Genomic DNA, 16,688 nt, shown 5'->3' on the forward strand with positions numbered 1-16,688 from the left:
CGGAAGCTTCGCCTGCCAGTATTCTAAGGTTTAAGCAAGAAGATTTTCAGTTTTTTTTCATGCGGCATATTTTAATATGTCTACATAGCTGGAATTTCGGTTGACAACAGCAAAAGCCCTTGCAATAAGTTTATTTCTGATAATATTAAGTGTGCTCATTTTGCTTTTCCCTTCACCGGTTCTTCTCTTGTAATAGGTCTTCATCTCAGTGCTGTATTGGATGGCTGTGCCTGCACATAATGTCAGCAGTGTTTTAATTCTCTTATTCGCCAGCGGACTGGTTTTGGTTCTCCCTCGATAGGATGTACCTGACTGGTTGGGAAACGGTGCTGTTCCTGCATAACTGGCAAACTTTCTCCAGCTATCGAATAGGGTAAACCCTTCTGTTAAGACGATAAGTGCAACAGCTGTCTGTGGGCCTATGCCCTTGATAGAGTTAATCAGCTTATATTGGTTCATTAACAGTTCATCTTTGCGTAAAAGTTTGTCTATTTCTTTCTCTACGGTTTCGATCTGTTTATCTAAACAAGCGATTACTTCGGTATTGGATTTTTGATAGACTTTTAATTTGTTTTCTGAAACTACAGCTTCATATTCTTTGATACGGGTGATGTAAGCTGCTCTGTCTTTTACAAGTCGCTCTCTGTAATTAAACAGCTTTTTGAGATCCTGGATGACCTTTTTGGGAGGAACAGTGGGGATAATCTTCTCCTGCTTTTCATAAAGATATTCAGCTATGTCTTTAGAGTCTGCCTTGTCTGACTTACCTCTTCTTATTCCCAAGGATCGCTTTAATTCAAGTCCTGAGATGATATAAAATGGTAGGGAGTGCTTTTCAAGAAACAAAGCAAGTTCTGAAGAATAAATCCCAGTGGATTCAAATCCGAAAAGCAGTTCTTCTGCGAGTATTAACCCAGAGTTTTCCATTACCCATTCCACCAGCTCCTGGTAACCTTTCTCATTATTTTCAAAGACTGCGTGGCATTGGTTGATCTTCAGATAAGCATCAAGTGTAGATTTACTTACATCGACTCCAATAATTGATTTGAATTTCATAATTTAGACATTGAAGTTTAACAAATGAGAGTTGCGGAAACTAAAACCTTTAACAGGCCTAAAGCCTAAAATTCTAACTGGTTACTGGCAACTCAACTAAGAATGGGGACTGATACTGGCAAGAGGTCGCTAGCCTAGCCGTGGCGAAAGTTCACCCCATTCTTTTTCAATTTATTCAATATCTGAGTCACTTAATAATCGTAAAGATATTAGCTCTGATTTTCTCAAATAATTCTACTTTGCAAACCTAAAGGCCGTGGCTGGGTCATCGGTCATCAGTCTTCCAGCCAGTTAAGCAAAGAAAATAAGGCAACTGGCATGATTGCGGATAATCAGAAAATATAAATAATGATGTCAAAAAGTCTCGCAGGCGCAATTGTAGAAGCCAAATGTCCACGTTGCAGGAAAGGAAATATCTTTTCTGTTTCAATCTTTAGTTTCAATAAATTGACTGATATTAAGCATTCCTGCGAAGTATGTAATGCCAGTTTTCAGCCAGAACCGAGATTTTACGACGGAGCCATGTACATCAGTTATGCCTTCTCCGTGGCATTGGTGATAGCAGTTTTTGTGGCGATTAATGTGTTGGTAGACGTTCCCAAGCTATGGATGTATTTGACAACCATAGTAGTGATCAACTTGGTTTTGCTCCCGGCTATGCTCCGATATTCTAAAGTTTTGTACTTATATGCAGTCGGAAAACTTAAATATAAGGAAGGCTATTAAAGATATTTTTTCGGGGAGAAACTGACCAAAGCTAAACCTACACTTACCAAACTTAAAAAGAAAAGTGCCGGAAGACCACCGATCACTGAAAGGATTCTGACTCCGTCAATTCCTGAAAAGTTGATCATTATCCAGGCTGTTGCACCTATTAAAATTCCCCAAAAGATTTTTATCGAACTGGGAACATGAAAATCATCTTCTGCTCCGCCTCTCATACTTAAACTGGCCAAGGCTTCGGTGCTGGAGTCAGCAGCAGTGACATAGGAAATAAACATGGCAATCAAAAATATTCCTGCAAAAAGGGGATAGTATCCAATTTCTTCAAAAACTAAGTAGATGATGGATTCAGGCCCCCTTTCTACAAAAGAATCTAGAAATTTATCGGGAGATATTAAAGCCAAATCGAGGGTACTTCCTCCAAAAATCCCCATCCAAATCAAACAAAATAGTGCTGGGAAAAACCAGGAAACTAAGAGGAATTCCCGCACTGTTCTTCCCACTGCAATTTTCCCTAAGAATAATGCTGTAATAGGTGCCCAAGCCATCCATATGGCAAAATTGAAGGTAGACCAATCATAAGTCCATTGCTTGTTTTTTCCAGAGATTTGAAGGCTGAGATCCAGAAAATTTGAGAAATATTGCTGGAAACCCAACATAATATTCTTTAGAAATCCCCCATTAGTTAAGATCAAAAAGAGGCTTATAAAAATCAGGAAAAACCCCAAGTTGAAGAGAGATAAGTTTTTTATACCTTTTTCTATGCCTGATTTGGCAGAAATCACAAATGTGAAGACTATTAGCACAGTAACTATAGATGAGGATAAAGAGAAACTTACATTGGGGAAAATATTTTGAACCCCACCTGAAAGACTCAAAATCCCTGCTCCCAGAGATGCAGCCATCCCAGCCACCAAAGCAAAGAGACTGATCATATCTACTAATGATTCTGAAAGTTTTGATTTTTTTGTTCCCAAAGTAGGCTTAAGCATCAGCCCCAATCGAAACTTATTCTTCTTTTGATGAAACATCAATCCAAAAAGCAAAGCAGGAACTGCGTAGATAGCATAAGGAGTGAAGCCCCAGTGAAAAAAAAGAGCACCCAAAGCAAATGATTTGGCAGCCTCTGATTGTTGTTCGATTGGAATGAACTCAGGAGGGAAGAGAAAATGAGAAAGTGGTTCTGCACTTCCCCAAAATAGAATTCCCACTGCAATAGTGGTACAAAGGACAATTGCAAACCAAGAAACAGTATGTAATCGAGGTTTAGCATTTTCTCCTCCTATTCGGTATTTTCCCAAAGGTGAAAAAAATACCCATACAATTAATAGGGTCATCAGGAAAGAAAGCCAACTAAATCCCAGTGAAAAATTGATAAGTATCCAGTTTTGAATCTCCCGCATCTTCAAGTCAAAAACTCCAGGGTATAAAATGGAGAGAACTACTGCAAAAATGAGCAGAATTACGGGTGGCCAAAAAACCGATTTTCTTACTGGAAGCTCGGGAGGAAACTGCATTCAAATGATCAATTAAAAAGATTTCAAATCAATTTATAGGATTGTAAGTTATGAATATACATTTAACTGATTATCCGCATTCATGCCAGTTTCCTGATTTTCTTTGATTGGCTGGTTGGAAGACCGATGACCGAAGACCGAAGCTTCCGGATTCTGATCCTTTTAGCAGACAATAAGGCGTATTTTGTTGTTGCTTGTAGGAAAGCGGATATCCATATACTTTTAATCCCAATCGCACTACTATGATACAAGTCTTGAAGCGTTATTCCCTTTTTGTCCTATCGGGCTTTTACATATTTGCAGGCATCAATCATTTCCTAAATCCTGAATTTTACCTCCCATTAATCCCGGATTATTTTTCAAAGGCTGATATCATCAATGTTTTGGCAGGCATAGCTGAAATTATTCTTGGGATAGGTCTCCTGATCAAAAAGGTAAGGAGGTTAGCTATTGTAGGAATTGTTTTAATGCTATTGGCCTTTATTCCATCCCATGTTTATTTTATTCAAAAGGGATCTTGCATTGATGGAGGTCTTTGTGTTTCAAACTGGATTGGATGGGTAAGACTGGTGATCATTCACCCCATTCTAATCGCCTGGCCAATGTGTTACTGGAAACAATCCTAATTTTTTGTTATTATTACTAACAAAAATCGAAGCGATACTAAACCTTTTTCAAAACTGTCCGTTTTATGGGTTTAAATCAGACCAATTATGGAGGCTATTCTCAGTAAAATCAAAGTAGAAGTCAATCCTAATTTGTATCAAAAAGAGCCATTTAGCTCGGATTTGGGCACATCCATTGTTAAGGAAGGCTCTAAACTGATACAGGAATTGGGGATGGAAAATTTTACTTTTAAAAAACTATCCATACAAATCGGAAGTACAGAAGCAGCGATTTATCGGTATTTTGACAATAAACATAAACTTCTGCTTTACCTTACAGCCTGGTATTGGGGTTGGATGGAGCATAATTTAGTGTATAGCACGGCGAATCTAAAGGATCCGGCAGAGAGACTATCAATGGCTATTCGTTTGCTTTCAGAAGGTCCTGTCTTTACCAAAAATGAATATTTGAATCCCTCGATTCTAAGAGATATTGTAGTAAATGAGTCTTTGAAGGGTTTTTTAACAAAAGAAGTAGACGTAGAAAATGAAATTGGAATCTTTGCCCAGGTTTACAAGTTTGGTGAAAGAATAGCCAATATTATTCAGGAAATTAACCCTTCCTATAAATACCCAAAAACCTTGGCTTACACTGTTTTAGAGTCAAGTTTATTGCAGTCTTTTAATTCCCAGCATCTCCCGGGAATGACAGAAAATGGTTTGGGAGCTGCTTCACGTTTTCAATTCTTTCATCAACTGGTCGTAAATACGATTCAAAATGGCAACTAATAGCGATATAACACCCATTAAGCGCTTTTTCAGATTACTGAAAGAAGAAAAAAGTCAGGTTTATTCGATTTACTTCTATGCCGTATTAAATGGTTTAATTACACTTACCTTACCTCTTGGTATTCAGGCGATTTTGAACTTTATTCTAGGAGGTAGAATATCAACATCCTGGATTATTTTGGTTCTGATTGTGGCAGCAGGTGTTGCATTTGGTGGATTTCTTCAGATTTCTCAGCTCCAAATTATGGAGAAATTGCAACAGAGAATCTTCACAAAATCGGGATTGAGCATTGCCTATAGATTGCCAAGGGTAAAGGCAGAAATTCTTCATGGACAATATGGACCTGAATTGGTTAATAGATTTTTTGATACAGTCAACTTGCAAAAAGGGCTTTCAAAAATTCTGATTGATTTCTCTACTGCTTTGCTTCAGGTGATTTTCGGTTTGTTGTTATTGTCAGTTTATCACCCAACTTTCATTCTTTTTGGTATTGCCTTGTTCGTGATTTTGGGTTTGATTTTCTACATCACTGGCCCTAGAGGTATGGAAACTGCCATGAAAGAGTCTTCTTATAAATACGAAACAGCTTATTGGCTGGAAGAAATAGGAAGAACCATGAATACCTTCAAATTGGTGGGGAATACTCGTTTGCCAATTTTAAGGGCTGATAAACTCCTGCAGTTTTATGTGGATTTCAGATCCAAGCACTTTGCCGTTTTGATCTTCCAATACAAGATCATGATTGCATTTAAGGTGTTGATCGTATCTAGTTTATTGGTTGCAGGAAGCTTGCTTTTAATTAACGATCAAATCAGTATTGGTCAGTTTGTAGCTGCTGAGGTAATCATTGTATTGGTGGTCAACTCTGTAGAAAAGTTGATTCTTTCTCTTGAAACTGTGTATGACACATTGGTGGCTACAGAAAAGCTAGGCCATATAATGGATTTGGAACTGGAGAACACGAGAGGCACAGAAAAAGTAATCGTATCTAATCCAAAAGGATTAAAGTTTGGAATGGAAAACGTGGTGTTTCATCCCCAGGATTCGGACCATCCTATTCTTAAAGGAATTTCTTTGACCATAGAACCCGGAAAAAAAGTTGCCGTAACTGGAAAGAGTGGCAGTGGAAAAAGTGCCTTTTTGGCTTTACTTTCTGGATTGTATGAAGAATACGAAGGTAAAGTCATGGTCAATGATTTATCCATTGATATGATTCAATTGGAAAAATACAGATCCATGGTTGGTGATGTTTTAGAAATGGAGCAGATTTTCCACGGGACTATTCGGGAAAACATTATCGTTGGAAGAGAATATGATGATAAGCAACTGGAATCTGTATTAGAATTGGTGGATTTGAAAGAGTATATCTATCAATTACCTAATGATTTGGAAACGAAGTTGCAACCCGAAGGAAAGGGTCTTTCAAAGCGTATAATTCAAAGTATTTTGGTGGCTAGAGCATTGATTGGCAAGCCAAAAGCGATCATCATGGAGAACGCACTTCTTCACTTATATGAGGATGTAAAAAATCGAATCTTAGATTATTTGATCAAAGGAGATTGGACCTTGATTTTGGTAACCAAAGACGAGGAAGCCATTAAGCGGGTAGATGAGATTATTGTTATGGATCAAGGTAAAAATGTCTTCCAGGGAAATCATGAGGGCTATTTATCATTCACTTCAAATTCTAATTAAGTCATGCTGAATATTTCAAATATTAGAATCAAGGAATCTATTCCTTTCAGTGGGGCCAAAAGTTTGGTGATGACTTTGCCTGTCAAAGAGAGTCAGAAGAGAGTCAGGATTTTGACAGTGATCATGTTAGTTTTCTTTGGGATGCTATTCCTTCCCTGGACTCAAAATATCCGTTCAAAGGGTTATGTGACGGCTTTAAGGCCTGATCAAAGGCCTCAAACCATTCATTCTGTCATTGCTGGTAGAATCGAAAAATGGTATGTGAGTGAAGGGGCTTTTGTGGCAAAAGGGGATACTATCTTGAGGATTTCTGAAGTAAAAGATGAATATTTTGATTCATTATTATTGCCAAGAACTCAGCAACAAGTCAATGCTAAAACTTTCGCGGCCAGATCCTACGGGGAAAAAGTGGAAGCTTTGAAGGCTCAGATTCAGGCTTTGGAGAGGAATAATATCTTGAAAATTCAACAGGCTGAGAATAAACTCAGAATGGCGGAATTAAAAGTAGAATCTGACAGCATCAAATTTTATCAGGCCTCGGTAAACTTTGACATTGGAAAGCAGCAGCTTGCACGTTATGAGACCTTGTATCTTGAGGGCTTGCAGTCACTGACTGAATTGGAATCAAGAAGATTGAAGTTTCAGGATGTAAATGCCAAATTAATTGCAGCTGAAAACGATTATTTATCCAGTCAAAACGAGCTTCTTTCCGCTCAGATTGAATTGGGCGCCATTGACAATGAGTTTAAGGATAAATTAGCCAAGGCAAGGTCTGAAATGTATACGGCCATGTCCTCTCAGTTTGATACGGAAGCTACAGTTTCCAAACTGGAAAACACCTATTCGAATTATGAAGCTAGGACTGGCTTTAGATATATTCTGGCACCTCAGGATGGATACCTAGCGAGAGCGATTCAGGTTGGTCTAGGCGAGACTATCAAAGAAGGTGATCCTATTCTCAACATCGTACCGGCTGAGGCTGCTTTGGCAGTAGAAATGTATGTGCAGCCGGTTGATCTTCCTTTGATAAAAGTGGGTAATAAAGTTCGCTTTATCTTCGATGGATGGCCGGCAATTGTATTCTCCGGATGGCCCCAAATATCCAATGGTACATTTGGAGGAGTTGTAGTCGCAATTGATCAGTTTGCAGGAAATAATAATCAATATCGTGTTTTGGTAATAGAAGATCCGGAAGAAGAAGCTTGGCCTGAAATGCTAAGAATAGGATCTGGAGCTGACGGAATCGCTCTTCTTAACGACGTACCTGTGTGGTATGAAATCTGGCGTCAGTTGAATGGATTCCCGGCTGATTATTACACACAGGAACAAAAAGATGCATTAGCCAAGGAAAAGAAATGAGATATTTCTTCATCGTTTTAGGTCTTTTTCTATCCTCTTTGACTTATGGTCAGGCAGCTGATACCTTGAGAGCGGAAACCTTCATTTCTTGGCTTCAGGCATATCATCCTATGGCTAGGCAGGCGGAAATCCAGCTGGAATTCGGGGATATGGAATTGAGAACAGCTAGGGGAGCATTTGATCCATTGGTATATGGAGACCTTGACAGCAAACAGTACAAAGAGACCAATTATTATGACAAGCGGGAAGCAGGAGTAATTATTCCCACTTGGGCTGGAATTGAGTTGAACGGTACATTTGAACAGAATAATGGACAGTTTCTGAATGAGGAAAGAACTGTTCCTTCCGGAGGGCTATTTGCCGCAGGTGCTGCGGTTAATTTGGGCCAAGGATTGATTTTGGATGAAAGAAGGGCAAGTTTGAGACAGGCTCAAATTTATCAACAATCTACAGAGGTTGAGCGGGCAAGAATGCTTAATGAGCTCTATTTGAGAGGATATGAGGCATATTGGAACTGGGCATTAACTTATGCAAATCAGGAAGCATTAGTGGAAGCTGTAAGGCTAACTCAATTCCGATTTGAAGGCATTGTTAGTTCTTTTAGGCAGGGTGACGTAGCCGCTATTGATACGGTTGAAGCCTATTCTCAATTGTTAAACAGGCAGTATAGACTACAAAATGCCAGAAATGAGTATTTCGCAGCTACTCAATTCTTAAGCGCATTTCTTTGGAGTGAGGATGGATTTCCCATGGTTTTGGATGAGCAGACAATTCCTGAAAATCTGGAAATCGATTTGTCTTTAGTCCTAAACCCTGAGGAATTAAGAACTCTGATTACGAATCATCCGGAAATTCAGTTGGTGGATTATGAGTTGGCAGGGTTAGAGATTGACAGAAAGCTCAAAGCTCAATCACTTCTACCTGTAGTGAAACTCAAATACAATTTCTTAGTCGAAACTTTCGATGGATTTCAGGATGCACCTTTTTTTGAGAACAATTACAAATTTGGGCTGTCAGTATATACTCCATTGCTTTGGAGAAAAGCACGAGGCTCATTAGGATTGGCTAAAGCTAAAATTGATTTCAAGCAGAACTCCAGAGACATCAAAGCACTGGAACTTAGAACCAAACTAGAAGCAGAGATTAATAATTTTTCAGCCCTGAGTACGCAGGTTCAGGTCTTCTCTGAAAATGTATTCAGTCTACAAAGATTATTGGATGCTGAAATCAGGAAATTTGACATGGGAGAGAGTAGTTTGTTCTTGGTCAACGCCCGGGAAGTATCTGTCTTTGACTCGAGATTGACTTTGAACCAATTAATTGCAAAAAGGAAAGTTGCTGTAGCCAAAGCAAGATTTGCTGCGGGTATTGGGTTTGAATAATTAAAAAGATTATGCCAGCATATATTATAGTTGAAGTTGACATCACAAATCAGGTATTGTATGAGGAGTACAAAAAATTAACTCCGGCTACTATAGAAAAATATGGTGGAAAATTTGTGCTACGCGGACAACCTGTGGAAGCCCTTGAAGGAGCCTGGACTCATGATAGATTGGTAATGCTGCAGTTCCCAGATGGGAAAAGTGCAAAAGCCTGGTACAATTCCAAGGAATATCAAAAAGCAAAGGAAATTCGATTAAAAGCTGGCTCAGCCAAATTTTTTCTTATCGAATCTGAATAATTGGCATTTTTATTGGTATGTAATACAAATAAATGGATTTGAGATATCTAATCGTTCCAAATTCGTTGAAAATATTTGTTTCACATAACCATAAAGTTCAATCATCTTTAAAAATTATTCAAATGAAAAAGAATTACTTCTTTGCTAAGAGTTTCCTAATTCTGGCATCAGCATTCATCGTAACATCCTGTATTTCAGATACAGAAGGTCCTTTAGAAGAGACTGCTTCACTAGAAAAATCTCTTGAAGTTAAGGATTCAGAAGGAGGGGAGAACCTAAAAAAGGGGGGATTGGTAGAGTATAAAGACTCGTTTGCAAATCAAATTATTGCACTTGGAGAGGTTGAGGGTCAATTTGTACCTGTAGATCCAATGACTTTTGACGGGGTAGTTTATCTTCCAGGTAATGGAAAAGGCAAAGCCCGGACTATGGGGAATGTTTACTCATTTATCAACCAAGTTATTACTGGACCAGCTACCTCCGAAGGTGCACCAGTGACTCAATTTTTCGCTCAAGACTTGGCCGATCTTGGAATTACAGGTATACCTGACAATGTACATTCCGTGACTGTAAATGAGGCTGGGCATGCTCTATTTTTTGAAAGTAAAACTAATGTAGCATCTCCAATGGCACCGGATAGAGTGGAGTTTGAAGCCGATTTAATTGTGGTGGGAGGAACAAAAAAATATGAAAACGCAACAGGTACAGGAAAAGTAATTGGTTATTATAACCCTATGAATGGAGAAGGAGAGTCTACCGTGACAGCGTTAATTAAAATCAATTGATTGATTTTCAGAATTGGGTAAATGAGGCGACTTTGGTCGCCTTTTTTTATGACCTGAAATGGATTCCGCTATTTTTTACATAAAGGAAGGGGGACTTTCACCCGCTATTTTCTAATTTGGAACTCATACCAACCAACCTTCTTTTTCATGAATAAAATTATCACTCTAGGAGAAGTGATGCTGCGGTTATCTCCGGCAGATAATAGAAGATTTGCTCAGGCCAATTCTTTTCAAATTGAATTTGGTGGCTCAGAAGCAAATGTAGGGGCAGCATTGGCCTATTGGGGAGAACATGTTTCCCATGTAACAGCCTTTCCAGATGATGAATTAGGTAAAAGGGCTGTATCCGAATTGAGGAAAAGTGGTATGGACACCAGTTTAATTAGCTTTTTGCCTGGTAGATTGGGCTTGTATTTTTTAGAAAATGGAAGTTTACAAAGAAGCTCCAAAATCATTTATGATCGATTCGGTTCCAGTTTTTCGAAATATGATGGAAGCGAAAAGGACTGGGAGAAAGAATTAGAAGGAGTTTCCTGGGTTCATTGGTCAGGTATAAGTCCTGCTATTTCGCAAGAAGCTGCGGACTTAACTTACAGAATTCTGAAAATCGCCAGAAACAAAAATATTGAAGTATCAGGGGATATTAATTATAGAAGTAATCTCTGGCAATATGGAAAAATGGCGCATGAAGTAATGCCCAATTTAATTGAACTTTCTTCGGTATTGATAGCAGGAACCAGAGATTTCAATCAATGCTTAAACAAGAACTTTAATGACTTTAATGAGGCCAAGGCTTATGCTTTTGAAAAGTATCCTCAGTTGAAGTTCATCGCCAAAACCAATAGAAAAACTCATTCAGCCAGCCACAATTCCTTAGATGCAGAACTTCATAGCAAAGTGCAGGTTTGGAATTCGAAAAATTATGAGGTGAAGCCCATTTTGGATCGAGTAGGTACGGGGGATGCATTTGCTGCAGGATTAATTTTTGGCCTCAGAAAAAATGATCCCAAATGGGCGATAGAATTTGGAATGGCTGCAGGAGTCCTGAAACATGCGGTGCATGGAGACTTATTGTTATCTTCCATAGAAGAAGTTCAGGAGGTCGCCGACGGCACATCAGGAAAAATCAAAAGATGATATGAGAAACACCGAAAGCCCATTTATCAAACAAATGAACCTGGCAGGACTGATGCCTATTTTTTACCATTCCAGTGAGGAGGTTTGCCTGAATATTTTGCAGGTTGCTTACGATTCAGGAATCAGGGTCATTGAACTAGTTAATAGGGGTTCGGAAGCAACAAAAATATTTCCCAGCCTTAGAAAATTGGCAGACCAATTACCGGGACTTAGTCTGGGGGTAGGGACAATTTATCATCCATACGAAGCTGAGGAATTTTTGGAAATGGGTGCAGAATTCATTGTTGCACCAGTGATGAACCCAAGACTTGGAGAATACTGTAGCCGAAACGATGTGCCTTGGGTTCCCGGATGTGGAACGGTTACTGAGATTTGGGAAGCCCAGGAACTTGGAGCTGAGTTGGTGAAAATCTATCCAGCAAACTTGCTTACTCCTGAATTTGTACCGGCTGTGCATGCCGTGCTGCCAAAAATAGAAATAATTGCTACAGGAGGAATCGAACCCACCTTAGAAAGTATTAAGCCTTGGTTTGACGCGGGTGTGCTTTGTGTTGGCTTGGGTTCTCAGTTGATCAAAAAAGACTGGATTCAATCCGGCAATTTAGAGCAGTTAGGTATTGCTTTTAATCAGGCTGTGAAATTGGTTGAACAGATCAAGCGATAAATCATTAACTGAATACACGTAGAAAGATGTTTGTAAAAGCTTCTGATTGTCCAATCTTTTTTTTAAGAACTACCCATCCGCCGATATCCATTTTTGATTCATCATGCTCAAAGTGCCTTATATACTTATTTTGAAAGTATTGGACTAGTTTCATATCTGCATGAGCAATTTTGAGCTTAACTTTAATCAGAAAAATCATCCTGTCAAGAAGTCGATATAATCCTTTCCTGGCGATAACTTCGTATTTTATTTCTTAATTTGGATTTTCTAAGGTTTTATCACCCTCAGAAAATTTTATTTAACCTTTGTTTTCCTTGAGTTTAAAACTTTTTAAAGTTTCTAAACTTAAGGAAATGTGTTTTATCCCTAACGAGTAAATCAATAGAACTGCAATGAGTCTTTACAATTCAGCTATTATCATATTTCAAAAAAATGCACAAAAAGGAAGAGTAAAAACTCGACTTGCGGCTACCATCGGAGATGAAGAAGCGCTAAAAGTATACCGACTTCTCACAGAATATACCCATCAGGTATGCCTTGAATTAGATTGCCCTAAGTTTCTTTATTTTTCGGATTTTATCACAGATTCAGAAAGCAGGGATCATTACGAACTGAGAGTACAAGAAGGTAAAGATCTAGGAGAAAGGATGAAAAATGCCTTTGAGGAATTATTTGAAGCTGGTTATGAAAAAATATTAATATTAGGTACTGATTGTGCCGAATTGGATGCCGGCGTTTTAAAGAAAGCATTTAAAGACCTTAAAAATGAAGAGGTCGTAATCGGACCGGCAAGAGATGGAGGGTACTATCTTTTAGGAATGTCAAAATTTGTCCCTGAACTTTTTGAAGATATGCCTTGGAGTACCAAAGATGTAGCTCCGGAAACCATGAAAAGGTTAAATGAGCTTTCTATTCCTTTTACAACGCTTCCCACACTATCTGATGTGGACAACGAAGCTGATTGGGATCTTGTCAAGGGAAAGTTTGTTTTTCATGGGTAAGAGATCATGAACATGTGCATCAATCGTTTAGCTGTAAAAATGAGGGCAATTCTCTTCATTTTATTTTTCCAAATATTTCTTTTTACCAATTCCTACAGTCAAACTGTCCAGGAAAAGCGTCAGTTTGATATCAAAGTGGCAGGAATCAAAATCGGTGATTTGGAAGCTCAACAAGTCAAAGAAAATTTAAACACGAATTATAGCCTTAAGAGTAGTGTGAGCTTTTGGTTTTTCGGGAAGTTATTCGTGGACTTTTTAATCAATGCAAAATATGGAGAAGACAGATTGTTGAATTCAATTGCAGACCTTAAGTCTAATAGGGGTGAGTTTTTATCTACAATTATCTGGAAAAAGAATTTCTATGAAGTAGATGCAAATACTTATAAATTCGAAAACACAGATCCTGTCAAGGAATCAATTGACCTTTCTGTCAGCAAGCTCTATTTCAAAAAACCCAAGCACAATCAATTATTAATATCTGAAACATATGGCTTGGTTAGTCTAGTCAAAGAAGTTGAACCGAATGTGTTCGAAATAGAAATTGATGGCAACAGAAATCAATTTCATTACAAGGGTGATGAATTGGATAAAGTAATTATCCAAAACCCCATAAAAAACTATGTAATCCAGAGAGTGTATTGAGCGAAGAGAATTCTTGTATGTTTTTATCCATCATCATCCCAATTTACAACGAAGAAAAAAATCTAAAGGAACTGCTTCCTTTGTTGATTCAAAATTCTCCCAAATTGGATAGAGAAATCCTGGTAGTAGATGCAGCAAGTACCGATCAAAGTAAAGAGGTATGTCATCAACTGGGAGTAAAATATATTCTGGCTTCAGAAGCCTCTAGAGCAGCTCAAATGAACAAAGGGGCTGCTGAAGCTAAGGGTTCGGTATTGTATTTTGTGCATGCGGATTCTAGACCAAAAGAAAGTTTTTTTGAGGATATTTCTTTAGCTATTTCCGGTGGAAAAAAAGCGGGTTGTTATCGCTATAAGTTTGATTCAGATAGTTGGATGCTAAAAATCAATGGTTGGTTTACCCGATTCAATGGCCTGTTTGCAGGGGGTGGGGATCAAACCTTATTTATAGAGAAAAGCTTCTTTGAAGAATTGAAAGGTTTTGATGAAGAATATTGCATTATGGAAGATTTCGATTTGGTCAAGAGAATCAAGGCAGTTTCAGATTTTCATATTATTCCCAAATCAATTATGGTTTCAGCCAGGAAATACGACGAAAACAGCTGGTTAAGAGTTCAAATAGCCAACTTGGTTGCATTTGCATACTTCATGCTAAATTTTCCACCGGCTAAAATTAAATCTGCTTATTTCCAATTATTAAAACATCGATAGGAGCTCTTATGACAGGTTATTCAATCAATGGAATTCAGCAAGTAGGTATTGGCGTAGAAAATGCAACCGAGGCCTGGAAATGGTACAGAAAAGCATTTGGCATGAACGTGCCTATCTTTGAGGATAAGGCAGAAGCCAAGTTGATGACTCGCTATACTAGTGGGAAGGTGCATAGTAGACATGCCATTTTAGCCATGAATATGCAAGGGGGAGGCGGTTTCGAAATTTGGCAATACGAATCCAAAAAACCACAAAAAGCAGACTTTGATCTTGATTTTAGAAACCTTGGAATTTTGGCTATTAAAATTCGATGTAGACAAATTGAAGGCTGCTTTAATCATCTGAAGAAAATAGGAGCTCAAATATTGACTGAGCCTTGTAAAGATCCGCTGGGAGTTTCACACTTTTTTGTCAAAGATCCATTCGGGAACACATTCGAGCTAAGAGAAAATTCTTCCTGGTTTAGTCAGTCGGAAGCCTTAACTGGAGGTGTTTGTGGCGTAACTATTGGCACCAGCTCCATTGATCAGTCACTTTCATTGTACCAAAACCTTTTACAGCATCCTCATCAACTTTTGGATCAAACTGAAAAATGGGAAGACCTACCAACCCAGAAGTTAGATTCTGCTTCATTCAGAAGGGTTTTTCTTCAGAATAATCAAAGTCCTACTGGAGCATTTGGCAAACTTCTCTGTCAAAATCAGATTGAATTGCTCGAATATCAAGGGGATAAAGGAGTTCCAGTATTTGAAAATCGAGATTGGGGAGACCTGGGCTTTATCCATGTTTGCTTTGATGTGAATCAAATGGATGAACTCAAATCCAAAAGTCAGGATATGAATTTGGCCTTTACAGTGGATAGCCAGAATAATTTTGACATGGGAGAGGCCGCAGGAAGGTTTTCATACTTAGAAGACCTCGACGGTACTTTGATTGAATTTGTGGAGACTTACCGTGTACCTATTTTTAAAAAACTGGGACTTTATTTCAAACTCAAGGAAAATCAAAAGCCTTTACCAAATATTATGGTAAAGGCCTTAGGATTGAATAGGGTCAAAGATTAGTGAATATTCACTGAAATTCTTTTGGCGAGTTCAACTAGCCTATTGGCATAACCTGCTTCGTTGTCATACCAGCCTACTATCTTCACCAAGTTGCCTTTAGAAGAAGTAAGTGCTGCATCTAAAATGCAGGAGTATGGATTGCCAATAATATCCATGGAGACGATGGGATCCTTCTCCACCTGAATGATTCCTTTTAAGTTACCTTGGGCAGCCTTCTCAAATGCAGAATTAATCTCTTCAACGGATGCCTCTTTTTCCAAAGAAATTATCAAATCCGTCAAAGAACCGTCAGGAACTGGAACTCTCATGGCAGATGCTTCGATTTTTCCGTCCAAAGCAGGCATGACACGGTCCAAAGCCTTTCCTGCATTGGTGGTGGTAGGAATGATGCTATATGCAGCAGCACGGGCTCTCCTGAGGTCTCTATGAGGAGCATCATGGAGATTTTGATCATTGGTATAGGAATGAACAGTGGATGCATAGCCTTTTACTATTCCAAAGTTCTCTTCCAAGACCTGGACCATAGGAGCAAGGCAATTTGTGGTACAAGATGCGTTGGAAATGATCTTCTCTTCTCCTGTAAGAATAGAATCATTCACACCCAGTACCACCATTTTAATACTTGGATCCTGAGAAGGTGCTGAAATAATGACTTTCTTAGCACCTGCATGAAGATGCTTTTCAGCATTTTCTCTGTCAGTAAACCTACCTGTGCTTTCTATAACCACATCAATATCCAATTCCTTCCAGGGAAGTTTGTCGGGAGATGATTGGCTGAGTAATTTGATTTTTTGATCACCAACATTCAGGATGGATTGATTGACCGATATCTCTCGATCCAACTTTCCATGTATGGAGTCATATTTCAGCAAATGAGCGATGGCTTTATCATCTGCCAAGTCATTGATCGCTATTAATTCAAAGTCGGGATTTTCTATTAAAAGTTTTGCAGTATACCTTCCTATTCTTCCAAAGCCATTGATGGCAATTCTCGTCTTGGGTTTATATGGCATGAGTCTATTTATTGAATCGTAAAATTAGAAAAAGGATTACAGGGATTGAAATGAAATTTTAATTGCTTTGGTTCAGGTTTTTAGGTGAAATACAGAAGAAATTTTTGTGGGCACTTTGCTATTCTAAAACCAAGCCTCTATATTTGCACAACATTTCAGGAAAGGACGTTTTCTGAATCTTTTAATGGTCCGTTCGTCTAGGGGTTAGGACGCATCCCTTTCACGGATGAAACACGGGTTCGATTC

Annotated in this window: 17 protein-coding genes; 14 read left to right on the forward strand and 3 right to left on the reverse strand. The window is 38.6% G+C overall.

Features of this window, described 5'->3' with window-relative positions; genetic code table 11:
- Positions 1–57 precede the first annotated feature (57 nt).
- Positions 58–1,056 carry an IS110 family RNA-guided transposase gene (locus FL972_RS04930; RefSeq protein ID WP_144602881.1) on the reverse strand — a complete coding sequence of 333 codons (999 nt, stop codon included), beginning with the start codon at positions 1,054–1,056 and terminating at the stop codon, positions 58–60.
- 351 nt (positions 1,057–1,407) lie between these two features.
- Here FL972_RS04930 and FL972_RS04935 point away from each other — a divergent pair, with 351 nt between their 5' ends.
- Positions 1,408–1,782, forward strand: a complete 375-nt coding sequence (locus FL972_RS04935; protein ID WP_091653799.1) for a DUF983 domain-containing protein — start codon at positions 1,408–1,410, stop codon at positions 1,780–1,782.
- Here FL972_RS04935 and FL972_RS04940 read toward each other — a convergent pair.
- Positions 1,779–3,296, reverse strand: coding sequence for a BCCT family transporter (locus tag FL972_RS04940; protein WP_144603978.1), 1,518 nt, complete (start codon positions 3,294–3,296; stop codon positions 1,779–1,781). The two genes, FL972_RS04935 and FL972_RS04940, sit on opposite strands and share 4 nt — an antisense overlap.
- 242 nt (positions 3,297–3,538) lie before the next feature.
- On the opposite strand from FL972_RS04940, the gene FL972_RS04945 reads away from it, so the two are divergent.
- From FL972_RS04945 to FL972_RS05005, 13 genes are all read left to right on the forward strand, one after another.
- On the forward strand, positions 3,539–3,922 hold the full coding sequence (locus FL972_RS04945; protein ID WP_144603979.1) for a DoxX family protein: 384 nt from the start codon (positions 3,539–3,541) through the stop codon (positions 3,920–3,922).
- 87 nt (positions 3,923–4,009) lie between these two features.
- A complete protein-coding gene (locus tag FL972_RS04950) occupies positions 4,010–4,690 on the forward strand; it encodes a TetR/AcrR family transcriptional regulator (protein ID WP_144603980.1) in 681 nt (226 codons plus the stop codon).
- Positions 4,680–6,386 (forward strand): peptidase domain-containing ABC transporter, encoded by a 1,707-nt coding sequence (locus tag FL972_RS04955; protein WP_144603981.1) that lies wholly within the window; start codon positions 4,680–4,682, stop codon positions 6,384–6,386. Before FL972_RS04950 ends, FL972_RS04955 begins: the two co-directional genes overlap by 11 nt.
- Positions 6,387–6,389: 3 nt before the next feature.
- Positions 6,390–7,745 (forward strand): HlyD family secretion protein, encoded by a 1,356-nt coding sequence (locus FL972_RS04960; protein ID WP_144603982.1) that lies wholly within the window; start codon positions 6,390–6,392, stop codon positions 7,743–7,745.
- The gene (locus FL972_RS04965) at positions 7,742–9,127 is read left to right on the forward strand and encodes a TolC family protein (RefSeq protein WP_144603983.1); all 1,386 of its coding nucleotides are present in this window, start codon (positions 7,742–7,744) and stop codon (positions 9,125–9,127) included. Before FL972_RS04960 ends, FL972_RS04965 begins: the two co-directional genes overlap by 4 nt.
- Before the next feature lie 11 nt (positions 9,128–9,138).
- On the forward strand, positions 9,139–9,426 hold the full coding sequence (locus tag FL972_RS04970) for a DUF1330 domain-containing protein (RefSeq protein WP_144603984.1): 288 nt from the start codon (positions 9,139–9,141) through the stop codon (positions 9,424–9,426).
- 122 nt (positions 9,427–9,548) lie between these two features.
- Positions 9,549–10,211, forward strand: coding sequence for a hypothetical protein (locus FL972_RS04975; protein WP_144603985.1), 663 nt, complete (start codon positions 9,549–9,551; stop codon positions 10,209–10,211).
- Between the two features lie 147 nt (positions 10,212–10,358).
- Positions 10,359–11,348, forward strand: coding sequence for a sugar kinase (locus tag FL972_RS04980; protein ID WP_144603986.1), 990 nt, complete (start codon positions 10,359–10,361; stop codon positions 11,346–11,348).
- Between the two features lies 1 nt (position 11,349).
- Positions 11,350–12,012, forward strand: coding sequence for a beta/alpha barrel domain-containing protein (locus FL972_RS04985; protein WP_144603987.1), 663 nt, complete (start codon positions 11,350–11,352; stop codon positions 12,010–12,012).
- 392 nt (positions 12,013–12,404) lie between these two features.
- Complete coding sequence (locus FL972_RS04990; protein ID WP_144603988.1) at positions 12,405–13,013, forward strand: TIGR04282 family arsenosugar biosynthesis glycosyltransferase; 609 nt, start codon at positions 12,405–12,407, stop codon at positions 13,011–13,013.
- Between the two features lie 39 nt (positions 13,014–13,052).
- Positions 13,053–13,655 (forward strand): DUF6134 family protein, encoded by a 603-nt coding sequence (locus tag FL972_RS04995; protein WP_144603989.1) that lies wholly within the window; start codon positions 13,053–13,055, stop codon positions 13,653–13,655.
- A gap of 17 nt (positions 13,656–13,672) precedes the next feature.
- Positions 13,673–14,365, forward strand: coding sequence for a TIGR04283 family arsenosugar biosynthesis glycosyltransferase (locus FL972_RS05000; protein ID WP_144603990.1), 693 nt, complete (start codon positions 13,673–13,675; stop codon positions 14,363–14,365).
- An 8-nt stretch (positions 14,366–14,373) separates the two neighbouring features.
- Entirely contained in the window at positions 14,374–15,429 is a 1,056-nt protein-coding gene (locus FL972_RS05005; protein WP_144603991.1) for a VOC family protein, read from the forward strand.
- Here FL972_RS05005 and gap read toward each other — a convergent pair.
- On the reverse strand, positions 15,426–16,442 hold the full coding sequence (gene gap, locus FL972_RS05010) for a type I glyceraldehyde-3-phosphate dehydrogenase (RefSeq protein ID WP_144603992.1): 1,017 nt from the start codon (positions 16,440–16,442) through the stop codon (positions 15,426–15,428). The genes FL972_RS05005 and gap overlap by 4 nt on opposite strands.
- Positions 16,443–16,688: the final 246 nt, after the last annotated feature.

The organism is Algoriphagus algorifonticola (assembly GCF_007655305.1).
GTDB classification, from domain to species: Bacteria; Bacteroidota; Bacteroidia; order Cytophagales; family Cyclobacteriaceae; genus Algoriphagus; species Algoriphagus algorifonticola.

What these genes read in the sequence shown, in the direction of transcription:
- FL972_RS04980 (WP_144603986.1), top strand. Translation starts at nt 10,359, where the DNA reads ATGAATAAAATTATCACTCTAGGAGAAGTGATGCTGCGGTTATCTCCG.
- FL972_RS04950 (WP_144603980.1), top strand. Translation starts at nt 4,010, where the DNA reads ATGGAGGCTATTCTCAGTAAAATCAAAGTAGAAGTCAATCCTAATTTG.
- FL972_RS04940 (WP_144603978.1), bottom strand. Translation starts at nt 3,296, where the DNA reads ATGCAGTTTCCTCCCGAGCTTCCAGTAAGAAAATCGGTTTTTTGGCCA.
- FL972_RS04955 (WP_144603981.1), top strand. Translation starts at nt 4,680, where the DNA reads ATGGCAACTAATAGCGATATAACACCCATTAAGCGCTTTTTCAGATTA.
- FL972_RS04970 (WP_144603984.1), top strand. Translation starts at nt 9,139, where the DNA reads ATGCCAGCATATATTATAGTTGAAGTTGACATCACAAATCAGGTATTG.
- gap (WP_144603992.1), bottom strand. Translation starts at nt 16,442, where the DNA reads ATGCCATATAAACCCAAGACGAGAATTGCCATCAATGGCTTTGGAAGA.
- FL972_RS04985 (WP_144603987.1), top strand. Translation starts at nt 11,350, where the DNA reads ATGAGAAACACCGAAAGCCCATTTATCAAACAAATGAACCTGGCAGGA.
- FL972_RS04945 (WP_144603979.1), top strand. Translation starts at nt 3,539, where the DNA reads ATGATACAAGTCTTGAAGCGTTATTCCCTTTTTGTCCTATCGGGCTTT.
- FL972_RS04975 (WP_144603985.1), top strand. Translation starts at nt 9,549, where the DNA reads ATGAAAAAGAATTACTTCTTTGCTAAGAGTTTCCTAATTCTGGCATCA.
- FL972_RS04995 (WP_144603989.1), top strand. Translation starts at nt 13,053, where the DNA reads ATGAGGGCAATTCTCTTCATTTTATTTTTCCAAATATTTCTTTTTACC.
- FL972_RS04935 (WP_091653799.1), top strand. Translation starts at nt 1,408, where the DNA reads ATGTCAAAAAGTCTCGCAGGCGCAATTGTAGAAGCCAAATGTCCACGT.
- FL972_RS04960 (WP_144603982.1), top strand. Translation starts at nt 6,390, where the DNA reads ATGCTGAATATTTCAAATATTAGAATCAAGGAATCTATTCCTTTCAGT.
- FL972_RS04930 (WP_144602881.1), bottom strand. Translation starts at nt 1,056, where the DNA reads ATGAAATTCAAATCAATTATTGGAGTCGATGTAAGTAAATCTACACTT.
- FL972_RS04965 (WP_144603983.1), top strand. Translation starts at nt 7,742, where the DNA reads ATGAGATATTTCTTCATCGTTTTAGGTCTTTTTCTATCCTCTTTGACT.
- FL972_RS04990 (WP_144603988.1), top strand. Translation starts at nt 12,405, where the DNA reads ATGAGTCTTTACAATTCAGCTATTATCATATTTCAAAAAAATGCACAA.
- FL972_RS05000 (WP_144603990.1), top strand. Translation starts at nt 13,673, where the DNA reads ATGTTTTTATCCATCATCATCCCAATTTACAACGAAGAAAAAAATCTA.
- FL972_RS05005 (WP_144603991.1), top strand. Translation starts at nt 14,374, where the DNA reads ATGACAGGTTATTCAATCAATGGAATTCAGCAAGTAGGTATTGGCGTA.